Source organism: Vibrio sp. (assembly GCF_038138445.1).
GTDB lineage: Bacteria > Pseudomonadota > Gammaproteobacteria > Enterobacterales > Vibrionaceae > Vibrio.
On the sequence record NZ_JAYQDQ010000007.1, the window covers coordinates 48,555 to 65,711 of the forward strand.

General features: G+C 40.5%; 15 protein-coding genes. 7 read left to right on the forward strand and 8 right to left on the reverse strand.

Annotated elements, in window-relative coordinates; genetic code table 11:
* Positions 1-63 precede the first annotated feature (63 nt).
* Positions 64-1,524, reverse strand: coding sequence for an aldehyde dehydrogenase family protein (locus AAFM34_RS03940; protein ID WP_341660177.1), 1,461 nt, complete (start codon positions 1,522-1,524; stop codon positions 64-66).
* 39 nt (positions 1,525-1,563) lie between these two features.
* On the reverse strand, positions 1,564-1,980 hold the full coding sequence (locus AAFM34_RS03945; protein ID WP_341660179.1) for a RidA family protein: 417 nt from the start codon (positions 1,978-1,980) through the stop codon (positions 1,564-1,566).
* A gap of 153 nt (positions 1,981-2,133) precedes the next feature.
* On the opposite strand from AAFM34_RS03945, the gene AAFM34_RS03950 reads away from it, so the two are divergent.
* Positions 2,134-3,024 carry a LysR substrate-binding domain-containing protein gene (locus AAFM34_RS03950; RefSeq protein WP_341660182.1) on the forward strand — a complete coding sequence of 297 codons (891 nt, stop codon included), beginning with the start codon at positions 2,134-2,136 and terminating at the stop codon, positions 3,022-3,024.
* Between the two features lie 25 nt (positions 3,025-3,049).
* On the opposite strand, the gene AAFM34_RS03955 is transcribed toward AAFM34_RS03950, so the two are convergent.
* Positions 3,050-3,673: a bifunctional 4-hydroxy-2-oxoglutarate aldolase/2-dehydro-3-deoxy-phosphogluconate aldolase gene (locus tag AAFM34_RS03955; RefSeq protein WP_341660184.1), complete on the reverse strand. Its 624-nt coding sequence runs from the start codon at positions 3,671-3,673 to the stop codon at positions 3,050-3,052.
* Between the two features lie 431 nt (positions 3,674-4,104).
* On the opposite strand from AAFM34_RS03955, the gene dld reads away from it, so the two are divergent.
* Complete coding sequence (dld, locus tag AAFM34_RS03960) at positions 4,105-5,808, forward strand: D-lactate dehydrogenase (RefSeq protein WP_341660186.1); 1,704 nt, start codon at positions 4,105-4,107, stop codon at positions 5,806-5,808.
* 2 nt (positions 5,809-5,810) lie between these two features.
* On the opposite strand, the gene AAFM34_RS03965 is transcribed toward dld, so the two are convergent.
* The gene (locus AAFM34_RS03965) at positions 5,811-6,767 is read right to left on the reverse strand and encodes a LysR family transcriptional regulator (protein WP_341660188.1); all 957 of its coding nucleotides are present in this window, start codon (positions 6,765-6,767) and stop codon (positions 5,811-5,813) included.
* Between the two features lie 103 nt (positions 6,768-6,870).
* Here AAFM34_RS03965 and AAFM34_RS03970 point away from each other — a divergent pair, with 103 nt between their 5' ends.
* The gene (locus AAFM34_RS03970) at positions 6,871-8,220 is read left to right on the forward strand and encodes an MATE family efflux transporter (protein WP_341660190.1); all 1,350 of its coding nucleotides are present in this window, start codon (positions 6,871-6,873) and stop codon (positions 8,218-8,220) included.
* Positions 8,221-8,241: 21 nt separating this feature from the next.
* The gene (locus tag AAFM34_RS03975) at positions 8,242-8,694 is read left to right on the forward strand and encodes a hypothetical protein (RefSeq protein WP_341660192.1); all 453 of its coding nucleotides are present in this window, start codon (positions 8,242-8,244) and stop codon (positions 8,692-8,694) included.
* 28 nt (positions 8,695-8,722) lie between these two features.
* Here the strand turns inward: AAFM34_RS03975 and AAFM34_RS03980 are convergent, their stop codons facing one another.
* Entirely contained in the window at positions 8,723-9,172 is a 450-nt protein-coding gene (locus tag AAFM34_RS03980) for a GyrI-like domain-containing protein (RefSeq protein ID WP_341660194.1), read from the reverse strand.
* 370 nt (positions 9,173-9,542) lie between these two features.
* On the opposite strand from AAFM34_RS03980, the gene AAFM34_RS03985 reads away from it, so the two are divergent.
* The 3 genes from AAFM34_RS03985 to AAFM34_RS03995 are packed head-to-tail and all read left to right on the forward strand — an operon-like array spanning position 9,543 to position 10,986.
* Positions 9,543-10,049 carry an XRE family transcriptional regulator gene (locus AAFM34_RS03985; RefSeq protein ID WP_341660196.1) on the forward strand — a complete coding sequence of 169 codons (507 nt, stop codon included), beginning with the start codon at positions 9,543-9,545 and terminating at the stop codon, positions 10,047-10,049.
* On the forward strand, positions 10,036-10,356 hold the full coding sequence (locus tag AAFM34_RS03990; protein ID WP_341660198.1) for a hypothetical protein: 321 nt from the start codon (positions 10,036-10,038) through the stop codon (positions 10,354-10,356). The genes AAFM34_RS03985 and AAFM34_RS03990 overlap by 14 nt, the downstream gene beginning before the upstream one ends.
* Before the next feature lie 3 nt (positions 10,357-10,359).
* The gene (locus AAFM34_RS03995; RefSeq protein ID WP_341660200.1) at positions 10,360-10,986 is read left to right on the forward strand and encodes a queuosine precursor transporter; all 627 of its coding nucleotides are present in this window, start codon (positions 10,360-10,362) and stop codon (positions 10,984-10,986) included.
* Between the two features lie 79 nt (positions 10,987-11,065).
* On the opposite strand, the gene AAFM34_RS04000 is transcribed toward AAFM34_RS03995, so the two are convergent.
* From AAFM34_RS04000 to AAFM34_RS04010, 3 genes are all read right to left on the reverse strand, one after another.
* The gene (locus AAFM34_RS04000; protein WP_341660202.1) at positions 11,066-12,973 is read right to left on the reverse strand and encodes an alpha-xenorhabdolysin family binary toxin subunit A; all 1,908 of its coding nucleotides are present in this window, start codon (positions 12,971-12,973) and stop codon (positions 11,066-11,068) included.
* 90 nt (positions 12,974-13,063) lie between these two features.
* The gene (locus AAFM34_RS04005) at positions 13,064-15,433 is read right to left on the reverse strand and encodes a hypothetical protein (RefSeq protein ID WP_341660204.1); all 2,370 of its coding nucleotides are present in this window, start codon (positions 15,431-15,433) and stop codon (positions 13,064-13,066) included.
* A gap of 67 nt (positions 15,434-15,500) precedes the next feature.
* A complete protein-coding gene (locus AAFM34_RS04010; protein WP_341660206.1) occupies positions 15,501-16,694 on the reverse strand; it encodes an alpha-xenorhabdolysin family binary toxin subunit A in 1,194 nt (397 codons plus the stop codon).
* Positions 16,695-17,157: the final 463 nt, after the last annotated feature.

Genomic DNA, 17,157 nt, shown 5'->3' on the forward strand with positions numbered 1-17,157 from the left:
CTCCTATATTGTTCCTATCATTTCTCTACTCATTGGTAGCTTTTCGCTGCCGATAAGAAGACCCTAATAAGGACGCTGATAAGCGGTTTTCACAACGGTGTAGAACTCCTTTGCATATTGACCTTGCTCACGAGGCCCAAAGCTGGACTCTTTACGTCCTCCAAATGGCACGTGGTAGTCTGTTCCGGCAGTGGGTAGGTTAACCATCACACATCCAGTTTGAGATTGCTGTTTGAAAATGGTGCTGGTTTTAAGGCTTTGAGTAATAATGCCTCCGGTTAAACCAAAGCGAGTATCGTTGGTCACTTGAATGGCTTCGTCGAGGTCCTTCACTCGTATAACACTTGCCAAAGGAGCGAAGATTTCTTCTTGGTTGATATTCCAATGACTTTGGGTGTTTATGAAAAGGGTTGGTGCCATATAGTAGCCTTGATGTTTTAGTGCGAGTTGTTCACCACCAAATGCAAGCTCAGCCCCTATTTGACGAGCTTTCTCAACCCAACCTAAGTTAGCTTCTAGCTGGACACCATCCACGACAGGGCCCATAAAAATACCCTCTTCCAAGGCATGCCCAACTTTTATCTCACTCATCCTCTGTATCAAGGCTTCAACGTAGGCATCATGAATACTATCCATCACAACAAGCCTTGAAGACGCGGTACATTTCTGCCCTGTTCCTGAAAAAGCACCTGCAATCGTCGCTTCAATCGCAATTTGAAGATCCGCGTCATCGGCAATGACTAGCGCATTTTTACTGCCCATTTCCAGCTGACACCGAACAAAATTAGGCGCAGTTGCAGCTGCCACTTTACGCCCAGTGTCGACCGATCCTGTAAAACTAATACCAGCGACATCAGGCGAATGAATCAAAGTGTTACCAACGACGGAACCAGAACCAAGAACTAAATTGAACGTACCTGCTGGTAGGCCCTGACGGTGAATAATCTCGGTTAATGCGACCGCACTTGCCGGAGTGAGATTAGCTGGTTTCCAAACCACACTATTACCAAAAGCTAAAGCTGGCGCAATTTTCCATGCAGCGGTAGCGGTTGGAAAATTCCAAGGAGAGATAATGCCAACCACACCGATAGCTTCACGTGTCACTTCCACGGAAACTCCCGGACGAACCGAATCTGCGGTATCACCGATTTGGCGTAACACTTCAGCAGCAAAGTATTGAAAGAATTGCCCTGCCCGATATATCTCACCGCGCCCTTCGGCAAAAGGCTTACCTTCTTCTCTAGAAAGTAACTGACCCAACTCATCACAGCGGGCAATCAACTCATTACCAATAGCTTGTAAAACAGATTGTTTGTGCTCGATCGATGTTCTTTCCCATAAAGGCTGAGCTTGCTTGGCAGCTTGAATTGCTTGCTCGACTTGATCTTTACTTGCTTGAGCAAAGTCGCCCACAGTGTCACTGATGTCGGAAGGGTTAATATTAGAAACGGTATCTATACCTGATTGCCACTCTCCTTGAATAAAAAGTGACTGCTCTGGTTTTATTTTGTCAAATAAACACATAGGAACTTCCTTAATTGGCTTGATAACTTCTAGATTGGCTCATTTGCCGCTTTGGAATTGATGGCTGTCAGTCGCGGATGCATAGACAACAAACTCAACCAGCATTTCTTCTCGGGCTAGACCTGCGACGACAATAGCTGCTCGATTCGGATAAGGTGACACAAAATACTCGGCATAGAGCCGATTGACGGACTCGAGATACTGACGGTCTGTCACATAGATCATGACTTGGCACACTGAATCCAACGACTCGCCGGCACATTCAAGGGTGTGAATAAGATTGCCAAATACTTGGCGAGTTTGCGCCTCTATACCACCCGTTACCACATCACCATTAGCATCAATCGGAATTTGTGCCGTATATAAGGTACCATTCCCCACGACAGCCCATTCAAGAGGAGCCTTTGATGCATATAACTCTGTTTTAATGGGATATTTTTTATTTCTTGTATTCACTGGCTTTTAACCTTTGTTACATCTTTGTGTCTAAAAGTTAAATCCTGCACTTTGACATGCGATAAATCCAACGGTAAATTTTATTCATTTGATAAATAAAATTTATCACACAGATGTAAAGCTACTAGCTAGAATGAATTGGGAAGAAAATCAGTGAGTATCAAACTGCAACAATTACGACATTTTGTGATGGTCGTCGAGGAAGGAGGCTTTCGCGCCGCATCTCATCGAGCAAATCGCTCTCAAGCAGCACTATCAACATCAGTAAAAGAACTAGAGAAAATCTTGGGACAATCACTATTTGAAGCAGGCAACAAATGCGAGTTAACGCCCTTCGGTGAACTATGCCTGCCCAAGGTAGCAAGGTTTCTTAATATATATTCTGCGCTCGATAGCGATTTGCGAGCTATCGCAAGTGGCCAACAAGGAAAAGTACGTATTGCTAGCGTGCCTTCTGTTGCCGCAAAACTTATCCCGAATATTTTGGGTGTATTCAATAAAACCTACCCCAATGTCGAAGTGAGTTTAATTGATGATAATGCAGCAGGTGTGGAAGCTAGGCTTCTATCTGGAGAGGTTGACTTAGCCTTAGGCAATCCTTCGATACTTAACCAAGATGCGATCAGCTTGACCCCATTACTGTCTGATCCAATAGGTGTGGTATGTCTAAAAGACAACCCCATTGCCATCGATCGTCAAGAAATAGATTGGCAATCTATACAAAGCGAGCCTTTTATACGCAACGGCACTTGCAGCCTGCTTGAATCAACGCCAGCCCGAGTATTAAGTCAAAAAGCATTGTATTCAGTGGAAAATATTACTTCTCTGTATTCGGTTCTAGAGCTCGGCATTGGTATTACAACCTTGCCCAAACTTGCCTTCCCACCAAAGACATCATCTCTAACTTGGTTGCCATTATCAGACCCAAAAATAGAGAGGCAAATAGGCGTTTTCACACTTAAAAACCGAACGCTGTCACCTCAGGCTAAGATATTCCATCAGCTCTGTGTCGACCACTCAGCTGAGGAGACTCTGGTTTTATGATAATTTAAACACGATTTAGCGTTATTTAGGTAAGTTTTAAGCAAGCTTGTCTTACAAGTTCTCCTATTTCCTGCCAACACCCTTGATCAATAAGCTTGGATGGAACCATCCATGTCCCACCACAAGCCAGCACAGAATCGATAGAAAGGTAATCATCAATATTGTCGATACTTATTCCACCTGTAGGCATAAAGTTAACTGGGTAAACTGCTGACAGTGCCTTGAGCATGGGGGTGCCACCAGAGGGTTCGGCTGGAAAAAACTTTAAGGTTTTCAAACCAAAATCCATTGCCTGCTCGACTAAGCTAGGATTATTGATTCCTGGGATAATAGTGACATTTTTATCCAAACAGTACTGCACTGTTTTAGGGTTAAAACCAGGGCTAACAATAAAATCAGCACCTGCCTCAATCGCGTCATCCACTTGCTTTATCGTCAATACAGTGCCTGCTCCAATCAACATATCCGGATAGGTAACTCGAAGCTTTTGTATCGCTTGTGCGGCACAATCGGTACGAAACGTGATTTCTGCACATGGCAGACCATTTTCAATAAGTGTGCGCCCCAAAGGAACAACATTATTGAGATCATTTATGGCAATAACAGGGATGACTTTCAGTTTGGCTAACTGCTGATCTATGGACGTCATTAACAAGTTCTCACGGTAATTGACATGGTTAACTTATAATGTGCCTTTAAAATATTTTGAATTCAAACCTAATTGCCCATATCAGTGTCAACCTAGCAGTTAGAAGGTGAGATTGAATGCAGATCCATCAGATAGGTAGAAGCATAGACACTTCACTGACAACAAAACAGCCATAACTCGATAGCTAGGCACAAGTTAATTATTTGGCCATAAAGATTACATTCCTTTGGGAAAAACACATTGTTATTAGATTCACTAATCAAATAGCTTAAACACTCTAATAGACTGATATGCAAGAACTTAAAGAAGAATTAGAGAGTTAGCAGTAGTAGACCTTAGCCAAGTTCTTGAGTGACACAGTGGTGTTGTTTTCATTTCAACTTTAGACTGTCAAAAACTAAAGCCCTACATGCTGGAAGTTAAGGAAAATTATGGACAAACAAGCAACAATTCAGACATTTATAGATATTGTTGGTGAACAACACGTATTAACAGGTGATAAAAAAACAGAATACTATCGTTCTGGCTTTCGTTCTGGGAAAGGAAAAGCGCTTGCGGTGCTCTTTCCTGGTTCACTGGTCGAGCAGTGGCGCCTATTACAAACTGCCGTCAAAGCCAATTGCATCGTCATAATGCAAGCGGCAAAAACTGGACTCACAGAAGGATCCGCCCCTAGTGGTGAAGATTATGATCGTGAGGTCGTTGTGATCAACATCATGCGCATCAATACCTTGCATGTTATCGATGACGGCAAACAAGTAGTTAGCCTACCTGGGGTCAGTCTCCACCAACTAGAAAAAACACTCAAGAAGGTCAATCGTGCGCCACACTCCGTGATTGGTTCTTCATCCATTGGCGCGACGGTTGTCGGCGGAATAGCCAACAACTCAGGTGGCGCATTAGTCAAACGCGGTCCAGCCTACACTGAACTCGCGCTATTTGGACAGGTTAATAAAGAAGGCGAATTAGAGCTGGTTAACCACCTTGGAATAGAAGGACTTGGTGAAACACCTGAAGATATTCTTACCAATATAGAACACGGAAACTTCACACAAGAGAATATCAAACACACAGATGCCATGGCGTCTGATAAGGAATATGAACAAAGAGTACGCGATATAGACTCAGATATTCCTTCTCGATTTAATGCAGATTCGAGGCGACTATTTGAAGCCAGTGGCTGCGCAGGCAAATTAGCTGTATTTGCGGTGAGAGTTGATACCAATCCAATACCAGATAAAGAGCAAGTGTTTTATATTGGCTGTAATGACCACGCGATGCTAAGCAAACTTAGACGCGATATGTTAAGCAAGTTCAATCATCTTCCAGAAATGGGAGAGTACATGCACCGAGAGATATTTAACCTTGCTGAACATTATGGTAAAGATGTTTTTCTTTCTATTCATCATTTAGGCACTGAGAGACTACCCAAGTTCTTCGCGCTTAAAGCTCAGATAGAAACCTTGCTCAAACGTATTCCCTTTGTTTCCCACAATCTACCAGATATGTTTATGTATTGGATGAGTAAGCTATTCCCACAACACTTGCCACAACGCATGTTAGAGTTTAGGGACAAATATGAGCACCATTTAATTCTTAAGATGAGTGATGGTGGTATCGAAGAAGCGCGAACCTACCTAGAAGAGGAATGGTCAGAGCAACAAGACTGTGACTTTTTCATCTGCAATCAAGACGAAAGTAATAAAGCCCTACTCCATCGTTTTGCTGCAGCAGGGGCAGCAATGCGGTATGAAACCATACATTCGAATGAAGTAGAAGATATATTGGCACTTGATATTGCACTACGTCGCAATGATCTTGACTGGGTAGAACAACTGCCAAAAGAGATCACAAAAGACTTGGTAGTCGCTCTCTACTATGGTCACTTTATGTGCCATGTATTTCATCAGGATTATATCTTTAAAAAAGGCGCTGACACGAAAAAGATCAAGCAAAAGATGCTCGAGCTCCTTACTCAGAAAGGTGCCAAATACCCTGCGGAGCATAACGTGGGACATCTTTATGAGGCGGAACAGCAACTACAAGCTTTCTACCATTCGTTAGATCCTACCAATACCTTTAATCCGGGCATCGGAAAAATGAGTAAATATAAGCGTAATTGCAATTGCTGCTAGAGTTAACCCCAGTTTACTTGCCGGCTGTCCCAACCAAAACTTTCACACATAGCTTTGAGCTGACCCAACTCGTTTTGGGTTTTCTCAATGAGCCAATGGTGTATCTCATCAATAATCGAACTTTGATTAGGTTGATAGCACAAGTATTGCCATTTACTATGCTGTAAAACCATATCGTTCGGACATTTAAGAAACTCACGGTTAAGCTCTGGTAACACCAACAATAAGTCAGTGACCGTTACCCCTTGACCCGCGATACAAGCACTGAGTGCTAAATCTAAGCTATAAAAAACCGTATCTCTGCCTTTCTTTATTCCTTGAAGGTTGGCCTGAGTTAACCAATGCTTCCAGTCTTGGTGGTCGAGCGTAGCGTGTAAATGTGGCAAGGTGAGTACATCTTGGAGCGGTACATTTTGCTCTGATAGCGATTTGGCGTATACGGGCGCCATATACTCCTCTCGCAAAAACGTCACGCCTTTCTTACCTATATACTTATCACTTTTACATGTGTTTACTATCCATAAATCACAATCTCCTGAATCCAAATCAGGATCTTCTTCAATAGCGGGAATGATGACAATTTCGTGTTCTGGGTACTTTTCATTGAGGCTAACCACTTTAGGCAGTAAAACTCGAGTCGCATAACTTAGCGCACTTTTTATCACAATCCTTTGTTTGTGCGCTTTAGACCACTCTCCAATTAAGGAGTCCAATGCACGATAGTTATTATTCAGCCTTTGATATAACTCATTCCCCCTGTCAGTTAGGGCAATCGATCTGTGTTTACGTACAACCAGCAAAACATTTAACTCATCTTCAAGCTGCTTTATTTGTCGACTAATGGCACTTTGTGTGACATTTAACTCATCAGCAGCTTTGGTAAAGCTCATCAAACGCGCTACGGATTCAAATACTTTCAATCCATTATGCGAATACGGAAGAAATTGATAAGTGGACATAGGCTTTTCACATGATCTTAACTCATGCAAGTATGACATAAATATCATTTGAACGCCACACAGTAAAATCATACCTTATGCCCATTCAGACACGAGGCATATAATGAAAAAAATTCTCTCATTGGCATTCCCGCTCATCATTTCACAACTCATTACCATGGCATTGGTTTTAACTGATGTTTGGATGATGTCACAACTCAGTGTTTCGGCTCTAGCGGCTGGAGGGCTTGGTGCCTCTGTCTATAGCTTTATCTTTATTATCGCAAGCAGCTGTGTAGGCTGTGTTGCAAACCTGATTGCCATCGCTTACGGCCAAAGAATCGCGAGACCGGATTTCGGTAATCAGCAAATTCGCTTTGCCGTCAAAGGAGCCGTATTACTATCTATTATTTTGACCCTAGCACTGACGCTAAGCTTCAGATACGTTCCTGACTTGCTTCTCATCGCCAATCAACCTGAACAGTTAATTGACCCTGCGATGAGCTACTTGGATACACTCAAATGGGCGATGCTACCTTCACTCATTTTACTTGTACTCCGTGGCTTAACCAGTGCACTCGGTAGCACTCGGTCTATCATGGTGATGTCACTTTTAACCGTTGTGCTCAATGTTCCATTAAGTTATCTGCTTGCTTTTACCTTGGGATTTGGTTTGGCTGGCTTAGGAGCAGGGACTGCGCTAGCTTCCCTAATAGTAATGCTGGGTTATGGTTACTGGGTTTTCAAACGCGCGGAATATCAAGCTTTCTCGCCTTGGAAAAATTTAGACGAATATTCTCTATCTCTGCTTAAGCCGTTATTATCTCTTGGCATACCGATTATGATTGCGGCATTACTTGAGCATGGATTGATTTATGGTGGCACTTTAATGGCAGGAGCGATTAGTGTAGCTGCACTCGCACTACATCAAATCCTTATTCAGTGTCTGAGTTTTACTTGGAACATCAACTTCGGCTTATCTCAAGCTGCAGCCATCCTTGTTGGGCAAGATTATGGTTCAGACAACTATACAGGTATAAAGCGCACGGTCAAACGCAGCTTTATCATTACCACAGGTCTAAGTACGGTAATTGCTGTACTCTTTATCTGCTACCCACAAGCTATCTGCGCAATGTTCAACTTAGATGCTGAACTATCCACCTTATTAATTGGAGTGATATGGGTTGTCGCTTTATCCTTTATTGTCGATGCATGGCAGTTGCTAGCTATTAACCTACTTCGAGGGATGAAAATTGTCTTAGCCCCGACTTTCGTCACAGCAATAGGTTATTGGTTATTCGGCCTACCCTCAGCTTGGCTGTTACTCAGAGAGTATGGTTTAGCGGGCGTTTGGGGTGGAATCGGTATTGGTCTCGGTGTTTCTGGTATACTCTTGCTTGCACAGCTTGTATCTGTGATACAAAAGCATAGCACTCCAAAAGCAAACACAAATAAACCAAGCTATGCGTCATAAGCGCAGAAGAATAAAACAGCCATGACTGATCTTGATATCGAATTTGAACATATTTACATGGAAGCGCAGGCTGAGCGCTGGCAATGTATAGAACGCTTTCTTTTTAGCTATTTTTGCTTTCGAGAAAACTACCTAACTCGCAAAAACAAACCTGACTGGGAAAGCGCACGCTTGATGAGCGCGCGCTCTGCCAAGGTCACTGCTATCGAAAACGCCATATTAGAGCCCGTAGTACCTTACCAAACTATCATCGGAGAAATAAAGCGATATTGGCGCGACGGTCGACTGACGAGGCAATCCCTACAGCGAATTCTTAACCAGCTATTGGACTACGCTGTCATTACTCATAAGGAAAAAGCCGCGCTTAGTAAAGCTGGGCTTGGAGATTCGATGCCTGCAGATTGGTACAAAAAACCAGAAAAGCCAGTTTATCAAAGGCTTGAGTTAGTAAAAATTAATCTCATCAACAGATAAAACTCAACAGCCTACCAAAGTGTTAGGGCTAATCAATCGCAATACAAATTTCAACGGATGAATCATCAAGATATCTTTCATAGTCGTATGAATAAGCCCTCATGTGCAGACAATTACTATCAGCAAAATATGTCCAAATCTCTTGCCACAAATTAATCACCGCAGCAGGCATCTCACCTTTAGCAGAAAATACTAGGTACTTACCAGCAGGTACGGCGAGCTCTACTTGGTCATCTAAACAATCAGGAGACATACTGGTTGCACCAACGGTCAGATCATATTTTCCTGAGGCATCCGATTCATAGTTGCTATATACACCATAGACACACGACTGTGCTTCTAGGTGTACTGAAGCCTGCTGGTAAAAATGCTGCCAAAGTAACGCTATTTTTGCAGTCGATGTTACTTGCTCTGATAGGTTGCAAGTCCGGACAGCAAATCCTGTAACTGTAAAGCCTTCATTATGACGAATGTCCATGATTGTACTCTCTCTTACTCTGTGTTCGAACCAACATACAGTACCTCGTTCATGCACTGTGTTTATTTACAGTATCATATTTAATGAGGTCTACAAAGGCGTTATCCAATAAATATTGTTATATGTACTACAAGCTTAGTTTTTAACCTGAAACTATATTTAACGTTACTTTATAACATAAATTTATTTTCTGATAGTTAAGTAGTAAATTTCTATTTTTAATATTCATTTTAGAATAAATTAATACTGGATAATTTATATGAAAACATTAGAATTAATTAAAAATAAAAAGATAGAAGTGTCAAAAATAGATTAATAACTATTAAATCGACACTAAACATGAATGTAATCACACTTTGGCTAGCTTAAAATGATAAATAAAATAATAAGACTTATAACTGACAGTAAACATGATACCGGCGGCGTTAAATTTCTCGCTCAAGAAATGGGCATTAAGTATAGTACTTTGTATAGTTTGTATTCCGGTAAAAATAGTAACCCAACGATAGAAACAGTAGGGAAAATATGTGACTATTATAACATTACTTTCTCCGACTTATCCGATGATGCAGCTCCCCCATACCACTTTGACCGACTTGGTTCTGATATAATCCCATTATCTGAACAAAATAACACAAACATATACATAAAAAACAACGCACTTATAGACACGTTACCTAAAAGTAGTCAACTGATATTCGAAAAATTCTCTCCTCCTTTGAAAAACAAAAATCACTACATTTGTACCACACCATCAGGGGAAGTTGTTCTTAGGAAAGTCATTGAAGAAGACAATAAGTTCATTTTCATATCTTCCAATAGGATAATTCACGAAGATAACTATCCAATAATGCAACTTAAAAATGTCAAAATTTAACTTATTTAAGATAAGAAAAAAACAATCCAATTTATATTCTATTGATGGGTTAGTAGGTTTTATTGGTAAAGAAATGTTTGAGCATGCCTATATTGATAGGCATGACGTCAAGCTTCATAGCGGGCAATATTGTATTTCTGATGACAGAATTCGCGCTATCAATGTAAAAGATAAAACCGTCGAAATGGAAATATCTGATATTCCAGTCATCATCTCGATGAAAAGCTTACTCGCTCCTTCAGTCAGAAGAAAGCTCAAGATAAGCAATGAAAATTTTATCGCCATTTACCACATCATGGAGTGTTAATCTTTGAGGCTGATAGAAACTTCAACTATAACAGCGACTCTTGGCCTTTTTTGTTTCCTTACAGCATCGAACTTGGCTTCCACCAAAGCAATACAGGCTTTGGGTATTCACTTAACCGCTGGCTTCTTTACCTATCCCTTTGTTTATTTTTTTTCTTCGATTATTATCGCAACTCGTTCACCCAAGACATATTTTAGATGCATAACCTTGGCTTACCTTGGGTACCTAGCTTTTATAAGCATGATGTACCTAGCATCAATTACTCCCGAATCAGGTCCTGATTCAAACTACAGTCAAAGCTTCAACTTGATCTATAGCTTGAGTAATTATCGGGTCTATTTAGCATCTCTTTGTGCCTACTTTGTCTCTACGTTTATGTTTGGCGTGATATTCTCGTCATTAAAGATTAATAGCATCAGTATTAGGATCTCAATATCGACGATTATTGTCTCTTTGGTTGATGTGAAATTGTTTCTTGCGTTAGCTTACTTCGGGGTGAAGGACAATGATCTACTGCTCAGTATTATGTTTTGGTCCAGTATCACTAAACTAGTTGCACAGTTAGTTTTACTTCCACCAGCAATTTTCATCATCAATACCATTAGAGACAGAGATGAGTGCTATTTCTGAAATGAGCAGTTAACCTCTTATTTGAAGCTAACTGCTTAACAATTACTATCTCATAATCAATCGATTAAGACGGGGCTCATTACTTACAGGAAACGTATCCTGTCCAAGATTTCATAGATACAATCGGATTCGCATCACTGATATACATGGTGTAATCCCAGTTATAGTCTGCGGGGTTATTCTCAGTCCAATACACCCTGTGAGTTGGCCAGCCCACAGCCCCTTGTTGTGAGAAAACGCTTAGCTCGTCAGCATTGGGTAAGCGCATACCTCTGATCTGACACATATTCTTCGCTTGTTCATAAGTAAAGGTTACCCATTTAGGCCCAAAATCTATCTCAGATTTATAGCCAGTATAAGTGTACCCTTCTCTGTCGGCTTCTTCCTTTGTTAAAGGCAACGAAAATTCATTGGACACTTCTGGCGGAGGCGGAACAGGTGCATTTAGCATTTCACCACTAGTACAAGCAACGTATTGATGGCCGTGTGGATAGAGTTTTGATCCTCCACCATCTACGCCAACCGTATAGTAACGTCCTTGAGGGTCAATCGTCGCTGACCAATAATGGCTGGCTACTGGCCATACATTAGGGTCAATATCTTCATATTGTTTAAACCAAGCTTGTAGTTCCTCTAGTTCAAATTTGGTTGGCAGACGCATACCTTGATTTATACATAGGTCAGTCGCTTGTTGAAAATCATAGGTAGGCCAGGATAAGCCCGTTGCGTATTCTGTGATTTCAGTTGAGTATGAAATGCCCAGTTCATCGGCCAGATCGCTTCGAATTGGCACACTAAACTGTGTTGAAGATATGCCTGTCACATCAGAATTCGCCAGCCACAGCTCTCCCTCAGTGCCGAGATTTTCCCATCGAGATTGTAGTTTTTGGACCTCTAGTTCAGTTAAGTAAGCTGCAATAAAGTTATCTGGATCATGAAGAACATCATCACTGTTTATGTCATTAATTCCTTTAATGACACTTTCCAGTTGGCTGGAAATTAGTGCCCAACCGCCTCTCAACCTTTGCTGCGCCGCCAACGCAGAACGTGTGCTCTCTAGTATGCTTTTTATGCTATCTGTAGCGATATTCCAAGATAAATAAACGGCTTGATCGTGTGCCATCTCCTCTCTCAAAGCGATGACATCTTCACGGATAGACTGAATCTCATTTTTCAAAGCCACTGCTTTCGCAGAGCCGGCAACTGCAGTGCTTATTGCTGCAATCGTTCCAAAAGGAAAGATCCATGCATAGGTAGGCGTTGTTGCAGCGACAGTTACCCACTTACGATATTCACTATTAAGTTCATCGATTCTTTGTTTTAGTGCATCAATTTCTCTACTGGCCTCACTTCCGTCATTTCCAAGAATACCTTGATTTGAACTTTGCAACCGATCGAGGTCTTGTACCTGACCATCGAGAGAATTGATAAAGTCGGTTAAGCCATGACCGAGTGAATCTGCATCTTGGTAATACCTAGTCGCATCTTCAAGCATTGCCTCTAAAATTGCGAGTAAATCAGCTTTTGCCCGTTCAAACGCGACATAATCTGCGTTCTCCGCCGCTTCAACAATAAGCTGTGTTTGCTGTAACATCCCTGTAGAGGAATCATTCACCTCATGAGAGTACTCAATCAAGTTTTCAACCAAAGTAATCATCTTATCGCGATAGCCAGAGTCTCCTAACCAATCGCTCGATATATGATTGATATTTTGATAGTTAGACAGCAAATCTTGATAGACTCCATCGAAGGCCACGTAATTACTCATATAAAAACGCTTACGCATGCTCTCTTGAGTAACCGGTAGTGTACTCGCGCTGCGAGCCAACATATTCAATTTAATCCATTCTTCTTCGCTCAATAGGAAGTCATCGCTTTCAGATGTGAATACATCCAAATTGCCTAACCCATTATAGTTTTCTGCCAATGATACGTTGTGTACTGCCAACATACATGACGCTGCTAACACTGCTTTACACCAATCCATAGTTGCCTCTTAAGATCTAAGGTTGTAATAATATCGAGGTTGAGATTTCGCTATAACGCTGCTGTATAGCGCAAGAATAAAAATTGAAATCTAAAATTCGGGCGTTACCCACTCTCCAGAGAAGGAAAGCTTAATATTCTCAACTTTGCTTAAGTCGACTTTTTCATGCTCGAATAATTTGACCGTCCAAGTAGAAAATGGCGTAGGTTTGAAAATGAACTTCCCAAAGTTCTCTGATATATCACCGGGAGTAATAACCTTATATTCATCTCCCTCTTTGTCATAGGAATATATACGATGAGATTCCTTAGTATTGAATATATATGGTTGATTTTTAAAAAAGTCCCTAAATTCACCAGTATGGGTTAATTGAAACTCATATCTACCATCTGCTAGCTCAGGTCCAAAGATCTCAACACCAATACTGTCTAGACGTACCCTTTCTTTATTATTAAAAATACCATTACCAAAGGTTTCATGGTTTTGCTCATTAATAATAAAGCTGAATTCACCAGTCTCTTTTAATTGATCCAGAATAGCTTGATCATTAATGTCTGCATCGATTGAAAAACTCTGAGGTGGATTTTCATAAAAGCCCTCGATAGCATGAGTGAGCTGTTCATCCATAGAGACCAAGTTTTGGTTGTATTCTAAATAGCTGGCGTTAATACGCGGAGTAACCGTACTATCTTCGAATGTATGATACTTATATGCCGCGTTATAGTTGAGCATTGCGCCATAAAGAGGGCGTTTAAACAAACTGTATGCTCTAAACAGATACTGTTCGACTTCCTGCAGAGCTTGCTCATCCGTATCCAAGTCGTTTATGTATTGGACAACGCTATCATAGTCTTTTTCAATCGCTTCTTTGGCTAACTGAAGCTCGGTTAATCTATAGGTTGCTATCACAGCTTTGACTTGCAGACCTGAAACACTCGCTCCCCAAGTCATAAGTTTATTCAGCTCATTCTTATACTCTCTTGTGCCTAAGACACCCAACTCTTGAGCTGCGCCCAGTGCAGTATCAATATCGATTCTAGCAAGCTCCCAACCAGTACTGGACGAACCGAGATCAGGGATATCGATCTCTGTTTCCCTCATCAGTCCATTAAGCTCCGCAGTCAGTTGATTGCTTTTTATTAGCTTCAATATGGTCTCTAGATTGGCACTGAGATCTTTAATCTTCTTAATATCTTTACTCAGCTGCTCTAAACGTTTTGAAATCGTCACGGCTTGCTGAGCATCTTGAGCTGCATCACCTATCGCTTGAGCTGCGCTTTCTATTCCAGCAGGGCCAATCGTAAAGGCAGAGATCACCGACGAGCCTAGATCGGCCAATGAGCTAAACACTTCAATAGCGATACCAGCGATAAACTTACGCTGGTAGTCAATAATGCCTTGTCTGAAGTTCTGCTTTGCAACTTCGACGACACCCTCTTGCTCCTTAAATCCTTCAATTTTGTTCTCGATACTATTTTGGAAAGATGCAATCTGCCTTTCTTGGTTTTCAATAATCGCGTGCTGGGCACTCAATGCATTATCCAACTTATCCAACATCAAACGTGCACTGTCTTTTCTTGCTTGGATATCATTTTGATGGTTTTCAAATTGATCATATTCACTCTGGAACGCTTCCATTGCGTCCAAAATTTGGCTGTAGCTATTGGAATATAAATTTAAATCAAGTACTGGAACAAAATTCTGATCTTTTTGAGAAGATGAATAAAATAAGCTCAAGCTTTTTAGAGCACGAAAAGTATCGTCAAAATTCCAAGCATTTTCCTCATTAATCAGAGCATCACTGCTTGCTAACAAATTCGCATACCATTCTAGTATATCAATACTAAGCTGGGGTTTACTGTCATACGTAGACAAACCATAATCATAAGCAAGATTAAAAATATAATCTCTATCTTCGTTTAACTGTACAATAATACTTTCAATACTTTCGCTATCATAACTAACGGATTCCCTACCAAGTAAGTTTCTATAGGTAAACTTAAAATTCTCACCTTGGTCTTCAACTCGTGTAACGGTTCCTGTGTGTGAGGTAATCAGTATTCCTGATTCAATCTTATCCGCAATAATAGTAACCGATGTATTGGCATCCTCTAATTGACTAAAACCAATCAGGCCTTCACCTTGAATAGAACGAGCCAGTATCACAATATGCTTACCTTGGACATTTTGCGAAACCACTTCATCAAGCAATAATGTATCGGCAATAAAAATATATCGCCCTCTGTCTGGATATTGCTCAAAGGTTCTGTTGAGCTCTGCTCCATCAAGCAACATAGCTTGTCTAACCACTTTTCGGCTACTAACGTCCGTCACTTCTTTTGTTTGACCAGGCATATAACTTGGTACAGAAACATCATAGAAATCAGACCATGGATTCGCTGCCACGCCAAAACTTGCTAGCAGCAACCCAGTAAGAATTTTGCTCTTTTTAAAAAACATAAGCGTTACTCCATCAACTTGGTCGGGAAAAATAAAGGCAGCCCAATCTGTGGCTGCCTTAGTGCTGCTATTCGTCGCTTTGAGTCACGTAAGCATTACGTACCCACTCTTCTGTTGTCTCTTTAATTTCTCCCCAGCGAGTTTCTAACTCTTGAAGTTCTGTCGCAGTTAATGCAATGGCAATAAGCAAATCAGGGTTATCGATAACATCTTCACTATTTGCTGATTGTATTCCGTCAAGCGCCGCTTGAAGCTGAGCAACAACGAGTACCCAAGCCCCTTTGAGTTTCTCTAGCGCATTAAGTGCTTCTGATAGTTGATCTCGCGTGTTAGTAATACTGCTATTGGCAAGCTGCCATGAAGCGTAAGTCAGCTCCTCTGTCCTAAGGCGTTTGGTCAGGCTATCAATATCTTCTTTGATAAAGTTGATTTCATTTTTCAATGCAATAGCTTGCGCTGTCCCGCCAGAGGCAGCGCCAATCGACGCGATTAAGCCAAAAGGAAAAGCAACCGTAGAATAGACGGGAGACGTTGCTGCTACTTTTACCCACTTACTGTATTCCCTATTTACCTCTTCAATTCTATCTTGTAGGGCGTCTATCTCATCTTTTGTCGCTGAACCATCATTTTCAAGAATATCCGCATTTGCCGACTGAACTTCTTGTAGTTCTTGATCTTCTGCATCTAACGTATTAACAAACTCTGTAAGTTTTGTACCAAGATCGTCTGCCTTATTATAATATTCTTGAGTATCGGTTAGCATGTTATCTAGCAGTCTACGAATGATGGTTAGATACGAATCTCCAACCGCAAGGTTATTGTCATTAATAGCTGAATATAATTTATCAACAAAATAAGATATATTTTCACTGCCGGTCAGCACATCGTCCGAGTAAATAACAATATCTGTGGCTAAGCCGACCATTTGATCTCTATAGCCTCCTGCATTAAGCCACTGCCCAGAAATATCATGCACGCTTTGATAACTTCTCAAAAGTTCTTGATAGTTACTGCCAAAATCCAGTGAACCTAATAAAAACTCGTTGCGCATGTCATCTTCAGTAATAGGGAGTGCCCTAGCTGTCGCAGCAAAAATTTGAATGGCAGCCCATTCATCTGTACTTAAAACAAACCTTTCTTCATTTGCTTCTTCACTTATGTAGGTAAAATCTTCTGGAGCATCACCAATTTTTTCTGCCAGAACATTTGCAGCAAAACCACAAGCCAATAATGTTGCGAGAGCAGTTCTTTTGAATTTCATATTTATACCTCATCAGATCGTTTTCTTACTGAATAGATTGGATTATTTAACAAAAGATTATGTGTTCAAATATCATTCAAAATACTTCTTCATCAATTTAGCAAAATAAATAAAAATAATATCACTATGAGATATCGGTTTAATAAATGTTCATAAAACGTAAAATTTATGTGTTTTTGATCGTAAATTAATCAATTTTTAAGCTAAAACAATGTGAAAGATTATTATATAAATAATAAACATGAATGATGAATTAGGTAATTTATTCTTTATTATTAATACTTTGAGGATTATGGATATATCTTTATATTCATAAATTTAATCATTAATAATTTAAAATTAAATTTTCGAATGACTTTATTTAATGTCAAGAATAATGTCATCTATAATTATTATGTATTTGTATATTTCATCATAAAAATTTATGAGTCGTCACAGTATATCTGGAGGGATGTTTGGTGCC